17 protein-coding genes are annotated in these 15073 nt (G+C 45.6%); 15 read left to right on the forward strand and 2 right to left on the reverse strand.

Annotated features, from left to right (window positions below):
- Positions 1 to 6: 6 nt before the first annotated feature.
- The 15 genes from FRZ06_18920 to FRZ06_18990 all read left to right on the forward strand — a co-directional run bounded on the left by FRZ06_18920 (position 7) and on the right by FRZ06_18990 (position 13715).
- Positions 7 to 984 carry an ABC transporter permease gene (locus FRZ06_18920; GenBank protein QOX65275.1) on the forward strand — a complete coding sequence of 326 codons (978 nt, stop codon included), beginning with the start codon at positions 7 to 9 and terminating at the stop codon, positions 982 to 984.
- A 131-nt stretch (positions 985 to 1115) separates the two neighbouring features.
- Positions 1116 to 1934, forward strand: a complete 819-nt coding sequence (locus FRZ06_18925) for an aldo/keto reductase (protein QOX65276.1) — start codon at positions 1116 to 1118, stop codon at positions 1932 to 1934.
- A 17-nt stretch (positions 1935 to 1951) separates the two neighbouring features.
- A complete protein-coding gene (locus tag FRZ06_18930; GenBank protein QOX65277.1) occupies positions 1952 to 2824 on the forward strand; it encodes a sugar phosphate isomerase/epimerase in 873 nt (290 codons plus the stop codon).
- Positions 2825 to 3058: 234 nt separating this feature from the next.
- On the forward strand, positions 3059 to 3421 hold the full coding sequence (locus FRZ06_18935; protein QOX65278.1) for a VOC family protein: 363 nt from the start codon (positions 3059 to 3061) through the stop codon (positions 3419 to 3421).
- 275 nt (positions 3422 to 3696) lie between these two features.
- Entirely contained in the window at positions 3697 to 4887 is a 1191-nt protein-coding gene (locus FRZ06_18940) for a branched-chain amino acid ABC transporter substrate-binding protein (GenBank protein ID QOX65279.1), read from the forward strand.
- Between the two features lie 183 nt (positions 4888 to 5070).
- Positions 5071 to 6024, forward strand: a complete 954-nt coding sequence (locus FRZ06_18945) for a branched-chain amino acid ABC transporter permease (protein QOX66014.1) — start codon at positions 5071 to 5073, stop codon at positions 6022 to 6024.
- Positions 6025 to 6026: 2 nt separating this feature from the next.
- A complete protein-coding gene (locus tag FRZ06_18950) occupies positions 6027 to 7277 on the forward strand; it encodes a branched-chain amino acid ABC transporter permease (GenBank protein ID QOX65280.1) in 1251 nt (416 codons plus the stop codon).
- A gap of 73 nt (positions 7278 to 7350) precedes the next feature.
- Entirely contained in the window at positions 7351 to 8136 is a 786-nt protein-coding gene (locus FRZ06_18955) for an ABC transporter ATP-binding protein (protein ID QOX65281.1), read from the forward strand.
- A gap of 1 nt (position 8137) precedes the next feature.
- Positions 8138 to 8851: an ABC transporter ATP-binding protein gene (locus tag FRZ06_18960; GenBank protein ID QOX65282.1), complete on the forward strand. Its 714-nt coding sequence runs from the start codon at positions 8138 to 8140 to the stop codon at positions 8849 to 8851.
- 271 nt (positions 8852 to 9122) lie between these two features.
- On the forward strand, positions 9123 to 9782 hold the full coding sequence (locus tag FRZ06_18965; GenBank protein ID QOX65283.1) for an amino acid ABC transporter permease: 660 nt from the start codon (positions 9123 to 9125) through the stop codon (positions 9780 to 9782).
- On the forward strand, positions 9763 to 10440 hold the full coding sequence (locus FRZ06_18970; protein ID QOX65284.1) for an amino acid ABC transporter permease: 678 nt from the start codon (positions 9763 to 9765) through the stop codon (positions 10438 to 10440). Before FRZ06_18965 ends, FRZ06_18970 begins: the two co-directional genes overlap by 20 nt.
- Before the next feature lie 10 nt (positions 10441 to 10450).
- A complete protein-coding gene (locus FRZ06_18975; GenBank protein ID QOX65285.1) occupies positions 10451 to 11203 on the forward strand; it encodes an amino acid ABC transporter ATP-binding protein in 753 nt (250 codons plus the stop codon).
- An 18-nt stretch (positions 11204 to 11221) separates the two neighbouring features.
- Positions 11222 to 12103, forward strand: coding sequence for a transporter substrate-binding domain-containing protein (locus tag FRZ06_18980; protein QOX65286.1), 882 nt, complete (start codon positions 11222 to 11224; stop codon positions 12101 to 12103).
- 185 nt (positions 12104 to 12288) lie between these two features.
- Positions 12289 to 13167, forward strand: coding sequence for an HDOD domain-containing protein (locus FRZ06_18985; protein QOX65287.1), 879 nt, complete (start codon positions 12289 to 12291; stop codon positions 13165 to 13167).
- Positions 13168 to 13313: 146 nt separating this feature from the next.
- Positions 13314 to 13715, forward strand: a complete 402-nt coding sequence (locus FRZ06_18990; protein ID QOX65288.1) for a DUF2500 domain-containing protein — start codon at positions 13314 to 13316, stop codon at positions 13713 to 13715.
- Between the two features lie 94 nt (positions 13716 to 13809).
- Here FRZ06_18990 and FRZ06_18995 read toward each other — a convergent pair whose 3' ends face one another.
- The gene (locus tag FRZ06_18995; GenBank protein ID QOX65289.1) at positions 13810 to 14235 is read right to left on the reverse strand and encodes a MarR family transcriptional regulator; all 426 of its coding nucleotides are present in this window, start codon (positions 14233 to 14235) and stop codon (positions 13810 to 13812) included.
- A gap of 37 nt (positions 14236 to 14272) precedes the next feature.
- Entirely contained in the window at positions 14273 to 14749 is a 477-nt protein-coding gene (locus FRZ06_19000; protein QOX65290.1) for a glutathione peroxidase, read from the reverse strand.
- Between the last annotated feature and the right edge of the window lie 324 nt (positions 14750 to 15073).

A 15073-nucleotide genomic window follows, 5' to 3' on the forward strand; every position in this document is an offset into this window, starting at 1 on the left:
GAAGAAATGATAAAAATTAACAGAAACAATTTTGCTATCTATTTTAGTATTTCCATAATTGTATTGCTCACCATTATATTTACGGCTTTGGAAAGTACATTTTTAAGTTATGCGAACATCAGCAATCTCCTGAGCGATACTGCACCGCTGATGATTATGGCAGCTGGTATGACACCCATTTTGCTTTTGGGTTCCATAGATTTATCCGTTGGGTCCATGTGTTCTGTAGCAAATGTAATGGCGCTGAGCATCATTATGCAGTTTAAAGAATCAGGCATGCCGATTCCATTGATTATGCTCATTGCATTTTGCTCAACGCTGATTTTTTCTGTGGGAGCTGGAATCTTGCTGGGACTCATTCATGTAAAATTAAAGATTCCATCATTTATCGCATCACTGGCATTCCTCTCTATCTGGAGTTCCGTTGCATTGCTCATATCCAACGCGCCGGTTTCCATTCCCAAAAAGCTTTGGGGAACCATTGAATGGTATAAATGGTCCATAGGTCCTCTGGGTCTGCCGCTGATATTATCGCTGACACTGATCTTTATTTACTACATATTTCTGACGAGGACCTCCTTTGGAAAGGGGATCTATGCAATCGGCGGAAACGAAAGAGCTGCTCGTATCGCAGGAATTCAAGTAGACAAAATTAAGATTGCTGTCTTTGCAATCAATGGTTTCTGTGCGTCCTTCGGTGCGATCTTACTGATGGCCAAGGCAAAGAGCTCTGCTCCAACCGTGGGTGAGTCCTTCACCCTGATGGTTATTTCTGCAGTTGTCCTCGGTGGAACCGCGCTCATCGGCGGAAAAGGAAATATCCTGAACACGATCCTGGGAGTGTTCACCGTGGCAATGATCAAAAACGGAATGAATATTGTCGGCGTTGATGTATTCTGGCAAAAGATCGTCTTCGGCGCCATTATTCTCATCGCAATCGCAATCAATACGGACAGATCATCAAGAAGCTTCATTGTTAAATAAAGAGCTTCATTGTTTAGTAAAAAGCTTGATAGTTAAGTAAAAAGCTTTGTTAAGTAAGAAGTTTGATTCAAGTGAATTCTGTTCAGATTTTATAATTTGATGAAATATCTCGATTAGAAAGGAGAAACGACATGGATTTCGTGACACTGAAGAATGGAGTCAAAATGCCGAAGCTGGGGTTTGGTGTCTTTCAGACCCCGGATGGGATTCAGACGGAGGATGCGGTTAAATGGGCCCTGGAGGCAGGCTATCGGCATATTGATACTGCAATGATCTACGGGAATGAGTGCAGCATTGGAAAGGCTGTAGAAGAGAGCGAAGTTCCCAGAGAAGAAATCTTTCTGACTACAAAACTATGGAATGAAGACATCCGTCGAGACAATACGCTTCAGGCCTTCGAAGAGAGTCTGGAAAGATTGCGGACAGATTACCTGGATTTGTATCTCATTCATTGGCCCGCTGACGGATTTGAAAAGGCGTGGATCGAGATGGAAAAAATCTATGCGGCCGGCAGGGCAAAAGCCATTGGAGTTTCCAATTTTCAGCCGCATCACCTGGAAACACTTGAAACAATCTCCACCCTGCGGCCGGCAGTAAATCAGATTGAGTCAAATCCGTATTTTAGCAATCAGGATGTGATTGATTACTGCAGTGAAAGAGAAATTTCTGTCACCGTATGGAGCCCTCTGGGAGGAACAGGCGGAAGCATTCTTGACGATCCGGTACTCAATGAGCTTTCAGAAAAGTACAAGAAATCACCGGCCCAGGTTGTTATTCGCTGGCACTTGCAAAGAGGCGTGGTTGTGATCCCAAAATCACTGCATCAGAACCGTATTTCATCAAACTTTGATGTCTTTGACTTCGAACTTTGCAAGGACGATTTGGAACGGATCAATCTTTTGAATCGGAATATGAGATCGGGCGCTGACCCGGATCACTTTGATTTTTAGAGGAGAGGGAACGTTCTATGGAATACGGGATCTATTACGCCTACTGGGAGCAGGAATGGGATGCAGCAGGTTTCTCCAAATATGCAGATAAGATTGCAAAACTTGGCTTTGATGTTCTGGAAATCAACGGAACTCCTCTCCCGAAATACTCGCAGAAGGAAATCAAGGAACTAAAGTCCTGTGCTGACGCAGTAGGAATCCAAATAACCACAGGCTATGGTCCTGTCTACGAGCACGATATGGGCTCTGCCGATGAGGCAATTCGAAGAGCAGCCCTAGAATGGTATAAAAAACTGTTCTATGTAATGGAGCAGCTGGATAGTCATGTACTGGGTGGGGCGATTTACTCCCATTGGCCAATCGATTACAGCAGGGGCGTGAGGAAAGAGGACGACTGGAAAAGAAGCGTTGAAGGGATGCAGATCCTAGGACCGCTGGCAAAGAAGCACGGCATTACGTTAGGGATGGAAATACTCAATCGTTTCGAAAATCACATTTTGAATACAGCAGAAGAAGGGGTTCGCTTTGTGAAAGAGGTGGGCCTTGGAAATGTGAAAGTCATGCTGGATACCTTCCATATGAATATCGAGGAAGACAGTCTCCGGGACGCAATTCTCCTGGCGGGGCCCTATCTTGGCCATTTCCATGTGGGTGAGTGCAACCGAAAGCTTCCAGGGAATGGACGGATCCCATGGAAGGAAGTTATGTGCGCACTCCGGGAGGTTGCATATCAGGGCTGTGTCACCATGGAGCCATTTGTGAGAATGGGCGGACGTGTGGGAGAGGACATCAAGATCTGGCGGGATTTGAGCGGAAATGCGACGGTGGCCGATTTGGATCAGGCAGCAGAAAGGGCTCTTTCCTACTTAAAAAATATAGCAGGAATATAAGGTACCAAAAGACTTGGAAATTAACAGTTTTCTCCAAGTCTTTTTCTATCGTTAATTGACGATTGCTGCTGAAATGAATCAAAGGTGTTAGATTTGATACGATGGTTGAACTGCTGCATTGAAGAGGGCTGTTGCTCGTGCTATACTGAAACGTATGGAAACGCCTGTTACAAGGTGATTAGGATCGAAAATCATCGGAGAAAACAATAAAACGGAAAAGAAGGTATTGATATTATGCATTTCAAACATATCGCCATAAGAGTTAAAAATCTTGAGCAGTCTATTTTTTTCTATGAGAAAATGGCAGGGCAGAAAGTCGCAAGACGCGTAAAAGCAGATCCGGCAGAGCTTGCCTTTCTTTCAAATGGAGACGGAGAAACAGAGATTGAGCTCGTCTGCATTCCCGATTCGCCGACCTTCGAGGGCAAGGGCATGTTCCTTTGTTTTGAAACCGATCGTTTGGAAGAGATGCATCACATTGCGGAGGACGCGGAATTTAAGCCATCTCCAATCCAGGACCCAGGTGATGGAACGAAGTATTTTTACGTCTATGATCCAGACGGTGTATCGGTACAGCTGCGAACCTTTCCCAAATAAAGACAGGAAATTCCTGCAAAAGAAAATACGACTGTTCCTTCAACAATTGCATTTGCTTTTTCCCAATCAGCGGCTAGACATCGACGGAATTTTCAGAAATTTCGGTATTTTCTATTGACACGACCACGGAGTCGTGGTATCTTTTTCACAATGAGTTGATCATTCATTTCAAGTCAAAAAAGAACCCTAATTGCAATGAGGCAGAGGCGTTGTTGCAATTTGGGTTTTTTTGTATTCAAGGAAGAGTGAAATATTATTTAAAGGGAGTGGATCGAATGAAGAAATTATTAATTGTATTTTTGACACTTACACTTGTCGTTGCTGCTGCAGGCTGCGGCGCGCAGGGATCCTCTGGCTCCGGCGGCGGAAATGTAATTAAGGTTGCCACCGTTACACCGCTGTCAGGCTCACAGGCTGCTGTGGGTGAATCCATTAAAAATGGTGCCCAGATGGCATTGGAAGAACGAAAAGAAGAATTCAAAGCCCTTGGGTTCGACCTTCAAATCGCGCCTCAGGACGACCAGGCTGACCCCAAAGTAGGCGTAACCGTTGCCCAGAAGCTCATTGTTGATGACAATATTCTGGCGGTTGTGGGACACTGGAATTCCGGTGTAGCCATTCCATCCTCCGAGGTTTATGCTCAGAAAAATCTGGCTATGGTTTCCCCGGCCAATACAGCGGTTGATGTGACCGAAAGAAATCTTGGTAATGTAAATCGAATCTGTATCAGAGACGACGCCCAAGGTCCCGCCGGTGCAGATTTTGCCTATAATGAACTGGGTGCTAAAACCGGCTTTATCATTCATGATAAGACTACATATGGACAGGGCGTAGCAGACGAATGGAAAAATCGTTATGAAACCATCGGCGGAAAGCTTCTCGGGTATGAGGGCATCACTGCGGGTGAATCGGACTTCAGCGCTGTGGAAGAACTTGTCAGAGCTGCCGGACCGGACATCGTTTACTTTGGTGGGATCTATCCGGAAGGTTCTCTGCTGATCAAACAGCTGAAGGAAAAGGGGATCGACGTCAAGTTCATGGGAGCTGACGGAATGGACTCTGCAGAAGTCATCACCATTGCAGGGGACAGTGCAATCGGAACCTATTATACGTCCGCGGCTGCTGATATCAACAGCACTCCGGAAGGCAAGGCTTTTGCTGATAAATACACTGAAAAATTCGGAAAGCAGCCTCAGGCATACTCCGGATATGGATATGACGCAATGAATGTCGCGCTGGATGGTATCCTCAAGGCTATCAATGATAATAGCGGCGAGAAGCCCACCCGAGATCAGGTCACCGCTGCGGTTCGCACGACTTCCGGATTTGTGGGCGTTTCCACCAATGTTACCTTTGATGACAAAGGAGATAACACGGAAGCCACAGTATATGCCTTAACCTTTAAGGAAGCCGCCTATCCTTCATCTGTAGTTAAGATGATTCCTGCAGGCGAGTACTTGAAATAGCAGATCGAGGTTTCCTGGCTTAGGAGTGATTGCCGGGTGCAATTTCCCAATATAGGAGACGAGATTTTCTGGAATGATGAACGGAAAACAATTGGATATACCTCATAACGAGCGGAGAGGGTGCGGGTGTGCCCTCTCCCGCTTAATAAGCATAATAACAGTAAAGGTTGATTACATATGGATATGATTGTTCAGATGTTGCCGCAGCTGCTGATTGACGGGTTGACCCTGGGGTTTGTATATGCGATTGTAGCGCTGGGCTACACGATGGTTTACGGCATACTTGAATTTATTAATTTTGCACATAGCGAAATATTTATGGTAGGTGCTTTTGCAGGAACAGAAACCCTTCTTTTTTTGCAAAGTGCCGGATATTTGGAAAATATGCCCGCGCCCCTGGCACTGTTCCTCGCCGTGGCAGTCGGGATTATATTAAGCGGTCTTCTTGGTGTCACCGTTGAACGGATTGCGTATAAGCCTGTCAGACATGCACCAAAGCTGGTGGCTTTTATTTCCGCAATCGGGGTGTCCTTCTTCCTGCAGGATGCCGTGAGGCTCATTGAGGGGCTGTGGAAAAATGCGTTCTATCTTTCCACCCCGCAGCTCTTTGATTCCAGTATTCAAGTTATGGATACGATGAAGATTCCTGTAAAGGTCATCTATATTGTTGCCATTGCAATTGTAATGATGGTGGCGCTCAGCTTATTTGTCGGCAAGCATAAATGGGGAAAGGCAATGCGTACTGTAGCGCAGGATAAGGACACCGCTGCTTTGGTAGGCATAAATGTCGATGCTGTGATCTCCCTTACGTTCCTCATCGGTGCAGGGCTGGGAGGTGCGGCAGGTACCCTTTTCTCCGTCCAGTACACCTTGATCAGCCCTTACGTGGGATTTATTCTGGGCATGAAGGCGTTTACCGCGGCGGTACTGGGAGGCATCGGAAGCATCCCCGGCGCCATGCTGGGCGGATTGCTTCTTGGCCTTGTTGAGGTGTTCGGCGCTGCTTTTCTGGGTATTGCCACAGGCGGTATGATTGGGGCAGAGTATAAGGACGTACTGGCGTTCACAATTCTAATCATTATTCTAATTTTTAAGCCGAGCGGTCTGCTTGGCAAAGCAATAGTGGAGAAGGTGTAGCCATGGATACAATCAAAAACTATATCAAACTGGTCAAGGAAAAACAGCTGGTTCAGCTTGTACTGGTATTTCTTTCGCCGGTATTGTTCTACTTATACAGTAAATCCAGCATCATATTTCTGTTGTTTCTGGCATCCCTCTTCCTTTTGTACAGAGTAAGGCTGGAGCTGAAAATCAAGGGGGCGGTTGCACTTCTTGACCTCCTGCTGGTCATACCTCTCGCGGGTCTGGAGAACAGCTATTACCTGGGGATCATTACGCAGATCGTCATCTATGCGGTACTCGCCATCGGGCTGAATGTGGTCATCGGGTTTGCCGGTCTTTTGGATCTGGGATATGTTGGCTTTTATGCGGTAGGCGCATACCTGTACGCTTTTTTCGCCACCTCTCAGGCCAACAATGTGATTCCGGAAAGCGTTTATCAATTTCCGTTATCGGGAAACTGGTTCTGGCTTTTTCTGCCCCTCGCGCTCATCGTATCCGCGGGTATGGGCGTCCTGCTGGGACTTCCGGTGCTGAGGCTGAAAGGGGATTATCTGGCTATTGTAACCCTTGGGTTTGCGGAAATCATTCGAATCATTCTGAACAATGCTGATAAGCCCATCAATTTTACCAACGGGCCCAAAGGTCTTACCCCTGTCAAGCCGCCGGAGCTTTTCGGAATTGTGATGAACCAGCCTATTCACTTTTATTTTATCGTATTGGTGCTGTTCGTCCTCGTCTTTATCGCGGCGTATCGGCTGGACCACTCCCGAATTGGAAGAGCTTGGGCGGCGATCCGGGAAGATGAGCTTGCGGCGAGAACCATGGGGATACCGCTGGTTCGAATGAAGCTGCTGGCCTTTGCCACAGGTGCAGGCTTTGCGGGGATGATGGGAGTTGTATTTGCAGCAAGACAGACATTTGTGGATCCATCCAGCTTTGGGTTTATGGAGTCCATCGGAATTCTTGCCATGGTGATCATGGGAGGCATGGGCAATATCAGAGGCGTCATTGTCGGCGCGGCGGCGGTTGTCATCCTGCAGCTTCATTTGCTGAAGGAGCTTTCGACCTTCCTGACGCAGCTTTCGGTATCGGGGATTCTCTACATACCGTCTCAGCTTGACCCGGCTAAGTATGAAAAGTTAGTATTTGGGCTGATTCTGATCCTGATGTGCGTGTTCCGCCCCAAAGGCTTGATGCCTGCTAAGCGAACCATGGAACTGATCAAAGGGTTTAGAAAAAAGCTATCTAAGGAATCGCCGCTGAGTTAATGAAGTGTGCACACGGATGAATCAGCGGTTCCCTAATAAAAAATAACGATGACATGATTACGGAGTGATATTTATGGCATTATTAGAAATAAAAAATCTGTCCAAAGCCTTTGGCGGCTTGGTGGCAGTCAATCAGGTGGATTTTGAAATGAATGAGGGGCAGATTGCAAGCATTATCGGCCCCAATGGAGCAGGAAAAACCACGTTCTTTAATATCATCAGCGGATACTATCCGGGATTTGAAGGTTCCATTACTTTTGACGGTAAGGGCTTGGTTAATCTGACACCTGAAAAAGTGGCTAAACACCGAATCGCAAGGACTTTTCAGAACATCAGGCTGTTCCCTGAAATGTTGGCAGTAGAAAATATCATGGTGGGCATGCACCTGGATTTGAAGGCCAGTATTTTCAACATTGTACTTCACAGCGGCAGCATGAAACGGGAAGAAGGAGATGCCTATGAACGGGCGGTGGAACTCCTGGCCTATGTGGGACTGGAAAGCAGAAAAAATGAGCTTGCCAAAAACCTTGCTTATGGAGAGCAAAGGAGGCTTGAGATTGCAAGAGCCATTGCCATGAAACCCAAGCTATTGCTTCTTGATGAACCAGCCGCTGGCCTCAATCCAAAGGAAACCGAGGAATTAAAGAATTTCATCGGAAAGCTCAGAGATGATTTCGGCTGCGGAATCTTGCTCATCGAGCATGATATGAAGCTTGTAATGGAGATTTCCGATAAGGTTGCGGTGCTGAACTATGGAGAAAAAATCGCGGAGGGAGCACCGGATGAGGTGAAAAATAACCCCATGGTTATTGAAGCCTACCTCGGAATTGAAGATGAAGACGAGGAGGAGGCGGTTTAATATGAGCAAGACAATATTGCAACTGGATAATGTGAACACCTATTATGGAAAAATTCATGCCTTGAAGGACGTCTCCTTTGAGGTGAATGAAGGTGAAATTGTCACACTCATCGGCAGCAACGGTGCGGGAAAGACCACGACACTGAAAACCATCTCAGCGCTGCTCAAACCCGCAAATGGAAATATCGTTTATATGGGCAAGAAAGTAAATGGTTCTGCACCTCATCTCCTGACGAGAGAAGGAATCGCCCACGTTCCGGAGGGGAGAAAAATATTTCCAAGACTCACGGTCGAGGAAAATCTCGAAATGGGTGCTTTCAGCCTTACCAGTCAGGAACGGATTAAACGGAACAAAGATTATGTTTTTGAACTGTTCCCCCGCCTTCTGGAACGGCGTAAGCAGAAGGGAGGTACTCTGAGCGGAGGCGAGCAGCAAATGCTGGCCATGGGCAGAGGTCTTATGAGCGACCCCAAAATCATGCTTTTGGATGAACCGTCCATGGGGCTGGCACCGATGATGATTCAAACCGTATTTGATATCATTAAAAAACTCAGAAACGAAGGAATCACCATTCTTTTGGTGGAACAGAATGCAGGAAAGGCCCTGAAGCTTGCCAACAAGGGATATGTGCTGCAGACCGGCAGCGTTATCCTTTCCGGTACAGGGGCAGAACTACTGAAAAATGATATGGTAAGAGAAGCTTATCTGGGCTGATCGTTCTCAATCGGGCATACTCAATTACGAAATAGAAGTCGCATTTTCATCTCTGAAATAGAGATGAACGCGGCTTCTGTTTTTTGTTTGGAGTGACAGAATGCAAAAAAATTGGCAGAATGCCAAAATGACTAAGGGGGATTGACAATTTAAAAACAACATGCTAATATTATAATTCCGATTAATCATATATGAATTGTTACATATGAATGATGGGGCGATCGGAGGTGTTATTAAAATTAACCGAACAATCAAGAAAGGAAACAGTATTTTGGATTGGAATTTTATCGCGGAATATATGCCAATGTACATACAAGCAGCGTGGACGACGCTTGCGCTGGCCTTTTGGGGCATTCTGCTGTCTCTGATCATAGGTTTGTTTTGCAGCTTAACACTGTATTTTAAAATACCGGTTTTGAAGCGTGTGACCACAGTCTATGTTGAATTGTCACGTAATACGCCGCTGCTGGTGCAATTATTCTTTTTATATTTTGGCCTTCCCAAAATTGGAATTCTCATTAGTTCTCAAAGTTGCGCCATCATTGGCCTGGCGTTTTTAGGGGGCAGTTATATGTCAGAGGCCCTTCGCAGCGGCTTGGAGTCAGTGGAAAAAGGTCAGGTGGAAGCAGCGCAGAGCATTGGGCTCAGCCAGAGTCAGATTACCCGTCATGTCATCCTGCCTCAGGCCGTGTCTGTTTCCGTCCCTCCGCTTTGTGCAAACGTCATCTTCCTGATCAAGGAGACCTCGGTTTTCAGCGTTGTTGCATTAGCGGACCTCATGTATGTTGCAAAAGACCTGATTGGACTTTATTACAAGACCGATGAAGCGCTGCTGCTGCTGGTACTCTCCTATTTGGCGATTCTACTTCCGGTTTCCATTGCCGCTTCTATCCTGGAGAGGAGGTTACGCTATGCAGGATTTGGGAATTAAGGTTCTTTTAGAAGGGAATAACCTATGGCGATTGCTCGACGGGTTATGGGTTACGGTGCGCATTTCACTTTTGGCCGTGGCAATATCCATCGTTCTGGGGATTCTGCTCGGTATGGTAATGACGCTGAAGAATCCCGTAACCAAAGTGCTGACCCGGGTTTATCTGGAGTTTATCCGTATCATGCCGCAGCTGGTGCTTCTCTTTCTGGTCTATTTCGGAGCTGCTAAGGCATTCAACATTCATATCTCGGGAGAGTTATCCGCGGTGATCGTTTTTACGCTCTGGGGTACGGCTGAGATGGGAGACTTGGTGCGGGGCGCCTTGATTTCCATTCCCAAACATCAGTACGACAGCAGTGCCGCCTTGGGGCTGAGTGGACTTCAGATCTACCGCTATATTATCATTCCTCAGACGCTGCGGAGACTGATCCCTCTCGCCATCAACCTGGTTACCCGTATGATCAAGACCACTTCCCTGATCGTTCTCATTGGTGTGGTGGAAGTTTTAAAGGTTGGTCAGCAGATTATTGAAGCGAGCAGATACACGGCACCTTCCGCCGCGCTATGGATCTATGGGACTGTTTTTTTTCTATATTTTATCGTTTGCTTTCCGATTTCCAAACTGGCCGGAACGCTGGAAAAGCGCTGGCAGAATTGAGGTGATTGTTATGAATCAAAGAGAATACTTACTGGAAATTAAGAATCTAGAAAAAAGTTTTGACAATAGCACCAAGGTTCTAAAAGATTTTAGCTATTCGGTAACAAAAGGAGAAGTGGTTGTCATTCTTGGGCCCTCTGGCTGTGGAAAGAGTACCCTCCTGCGGTGCATTAACGGTTTGGAGCCGATCCAGGCGGGAACCATCCTGCTTGATGGGCAAAGTATAACAGATGGAAAGACAAAATGGAGCCAGATACGCCAGAAAATAGGTATGGTGTTCCAGAGCTATGATTTGTTTCCCCATATGACGGTCTTTGAAAATATCCTCCTCGGCCCCTTGAAGGTTCAGGGGCGCACCAGAGAGGAAGCAGGTCTTGCAGGGGAAAAACTGCTGGAGCGGGTGGGGCTTCTCGAAAAAAAGAATGCCTATCCAAGACAGCTCTCCGGCGGACAGAAGCAGCGAGTGGCCATTGTCCGCGCGCTGATGATGGAGCCTGAAATCATGCTCTTCGACGAAGTAACGGCAGCCCTTGATCCGGAAATGGTTCGGGAAGTTTTAGATGTTATTTTGGAGCTTGCAAAGGGCGGTATGACCATGCTCATCGTTACCCATGAGATGCAGTTCGCCCGTGCCATTGCTGATCGTATCCTCTTCCTTGATGAAGGGCAGATCGTTGAATCCGCTGCACCGGAAGACTTTTTTGGTCATCCTGAAACGGAGCGCGCGCAGCGTTTTCTAAATATATTTCAATTTGAAAAATAAGAGAGAGGTAGTAGTATTATGAAGAATTTAAAAAAAGTACTTATTTTTATGACCGTGATTGCTTTGAGCATCGGCTTGCTTGCAGGCTGCGGCGGAAAGGGCGATGGCAGCGGAACCCAGGAGCCGTCAGGACAGCCGGCAGCAGGTAATGCCCGCTCTCTGGATGCGATTCAGGAAAGCGGCAAAGTGATTATCGGCGTATTCAGCGACAAAGCCCCCTTTGGCTACGTGGATTCCTCCGGGACCTACCAGGGCTACGATGTTTACTTTGCAAACCGCATTGGTGAAGATCTGGGTGTTGATGTGGAATTTGTGTCCGTAGAGCCTGCCAGCCGGGTGGAATATCTGAAAACTGGAAAGGTTGATATTATACTGGCCAACTTTACCGTAACCGAAGAGCGTGCCCAGTCCGTTGACTTTGCCCTTCCTTATATGAAGGTTGCGCTGGGTGTGGTAAGCCCTGACAATGGACTCATTACCGATGTAGAGCAGCTGAAGGGCAAGACCCTGATTGTAGCCAAGGGAACCACGGCGGAAACCTTCTTTACAGAGAATTACCCGGAAGTTAATCTTCTGAAGTTTGACCAGTATACAGAAACCTATAACGCACTACTGGATGGCCGCGGAGATGCCTTCTCCACCGACAACACAGAAGTTCTCGCCTGGGCACTGCAAAACAAAGGCTTTACAGTGGGAATTGAAAGTCTGGGAAGCATCGACACCATTGCACCTGCGGTTCAGAAAGGAAATACCGAACTGCTGAACTGGCTCAATGATGAAATTAAAGCATTGGCGGATGAGCGCTTTTTCCATAAAAATTATGAGGAAACGCTGGCTCCTGTCTACGGGGATGCAGTAGATCCTGAGAGCCTTGTGGTAGAAGGTGGAATTGTCGAATAAGATCTGGAGGGGACAATGATTTCAAAGTCATTGTCCTTTTTATTTTAAGCAGGATGATTTTGCTATATTGCCACAATCTATTCCATCGTCAATAAACGATCGATAGTGCCAGCGTCTTATTTTTTTCAAGTTATTCTATGAAAATTCGCCATCATATAGTATGCTATTAACAAATATTTAGATTCATGGAGGATGTGCCATTGCTCACAAAAGAAACTTTGTATCAGCTTGTGGAAACGTCGAATGCATTGCCGAAGCTGCCCTTGAATATCCAAAATATTTTCAAGCTGCTAAATACACCGGCACAGATTTATATTGATGATGTTGCCAAGCTTGTAGAGGAAGATCAGGAGCTTTCGAAGCTTCTTCTGCGTCATTTGAATTCCAATGTATTTTTGCTGTATCGAAACATTTCCGATATCAAGGAGGCTGTGACATTCTTGGGGATCGAATCTGTGCGCAACCTATTGATTTTCTTCATTGCACAGAAATTTTTCCAGGCTGCAGATACGGGAAAGGCGGCGGTTTTTAATATGAGGCAGTATTGGAAGCACGTTCTGGCGACTTCTATCGCAGCAGATATGATTTGTTCTCGGCTGGGCATTGAGGATCGATACAGAATGTTCTCCTATGGATTGAACCACGATATTGGTATTCTGGTCATGAATGCCTGCCTGCCCAAGGAACTGGATGAAATTACATCAAAGGTGAAGAGCGGGGTTCCACAGATCGTAGCGGAAAAAGCAGTGCTTGGTGGTGTTACACACTCCCATATCGGAGCATGGATTTGCCAGCGCTGGAATTTCAGCCCTGAAATTACTCGTGTGGTTGAGCTTCATCATACGCCATACTTCGGTACCGAAGATTTAAAAACACTGGAAATCATGTATCTTGCAGATTTAATCGGCACACAGTATTATGAAAGGCTTTTAAATGTGAACAGCAGTATGCAGATTAATCATAAGGTTCTGGGATCCTTGGGACTTACGTTGGAAGACCAGAAGGAAATAGGTATTGCACTGCCCAATGAGGTTGCAAGAATTGCGAAGTATTTTATTTTATAGTCAGCCTTCTGTTACAAACGATGTGACTATAATTGATATTATGTAAATAAAATAGAGTATCGCCTGCAAATGATCGGTTTGGAACAGCAAGAAAAAGACGGTTTAACACCAAGTGAATTCAAAACATTTCAAAAGGAGTAAGAATTATGGGATATTCATCGTTCGGAGGTTTTGACGGAATTATGTTCAGCATCATGCCTCTTTTTATGGCCGTTATATTTTTCATCGTCATTGGTATGATTATATTGACAGCTGTTCGGGGGGCAAAGGAGTGGAAAAGCAATAATGAGTCCCCGGTGCTTACGGTTGAAGCGGTCATTGTGACAAAACGCGTGGATGTTCATCATTTCCATAACGATGCGGGGCCGGACAATATCGGTCATACTTCAACCTCCACTACATATTATGCAACGTTTGAAGTTCCAAGCGGCGACCGCATGGAGTTTAGAGTCGGATCCCGTGAATATGGCATGCTGGTGGAAGGGGATGCTGGAAAGCTGACCTTTCAGGGAACGCGTTATCAAGGATTTGAACGCATTAAGGATTAATCAGCTGACGCTGTATCGTGGAGCCCTGCGGATTAAAGCATTCTAAGAGTTACGCTTTGGATCAGCGCAACTTTGGGTTGGCAACTCATAGCGATTAACTCTGGCCCAATACTTTATAAAGAAGGCGGTAGAGCGTGTTTGCTTCCTCTGCTGACAGAGGAATACAGCTTCCGATTTTACCGGGGATATCTACTGCCTGATCGCGCAGATGATATCCTTTTTCTGTAAGTGATACGATTACACTTCGTTCATCTACAGAGCTTCTGGTTCTCAGAAGAAGGCCCTGTGCTTCCATTTTCTTCAGCAGAGGTGTAAGCGTGCCGCTGTCGAGATACAGCTCATCACCCAGCTCTTTGACCGTCAACTCCTGCTTTTCCCAGAGGACCATCATCACAATGTATTGGGTATAAGTCAGACCGATCTTTTCCAGGTGAGGATGATACTTGCGGACAACCTCTTTGGAACAGGCGTAGAGCGGAAAACAGAGCTGGTTTTTTAATTTCAGAGCATCATAATTCATCTAAAGATACCTAACTTTCTATGGAGTCTTCAAGCTTTTATTGTAGCATTGCAGCGATGTCTTTTTCCAGCTTTTCTGGTTTGTCAGCAGGTGCGTATCTGCCGACCACATTGCCGGATTGATCCACTAAAAACTTTGTGAAATTCCACTTAATCTTGCTGCCGAGCAGACCTCCCTTTTGCCCTTTTAAATACGTATAAAGAGGACTTTCATTGGGGCCGTTTACATCAATCTTCGCAAACTGGGGGAAGGCTGTTCCAAAGTTTAAGGTGCAGAAACTATGAATCTCTTCGGCTGTTCCAGGCGCCTGATTCAGGAACTGATTACAGGGAAAATCCAGAATTTCAAAGCCTTTATCCTGATACGTTTCATAAAGTTTTTGAAGTCCGTCATATTGGGGTGTAAATCCGCAGCCCGTAGCGGTATTGACAATCAGCAAAACCTTTCCTTTATATTCGGATAGGGGCACATCATTTCCATTCATGTTCTTTACCTTGATGTCATAAATACTCATATTCTTTTTCCTTTCTGAGCGCTGCTCGTTTCATATTATTTGAGTCAAACTTGCTTTTTAATCGAATAAAGAAACAATTGATCATAATAGATTTTTCATAAATGATTTATAACAATTAAATTGTACACAATCAAATTGATGATGTCAAGATACTCATTAGAGGGAATGAAAGGAAAAGAAAAAACAGAAATAGGTCTTTCCTTTTTTCACTGTTGAATCAGGATAACAGTTCTTTTCGAAATAATTTTATGATAGAATAAGCATAACCATAAAATGGAAAAGTGTAGACATTTGATCAAATTGTTCGCTGCGAATTTCTCCAGC

Source organism: Clostridiales bacterium, from assembly GCA_015243575.1.
In the GTDB taxonomy this organism is placed as follows: Bacteria; Bacillota; Clostridia; order Peptostreptococcales; family Anaerovoracaceae; genus Anoxybacterium; species Anoxybacterium hadale.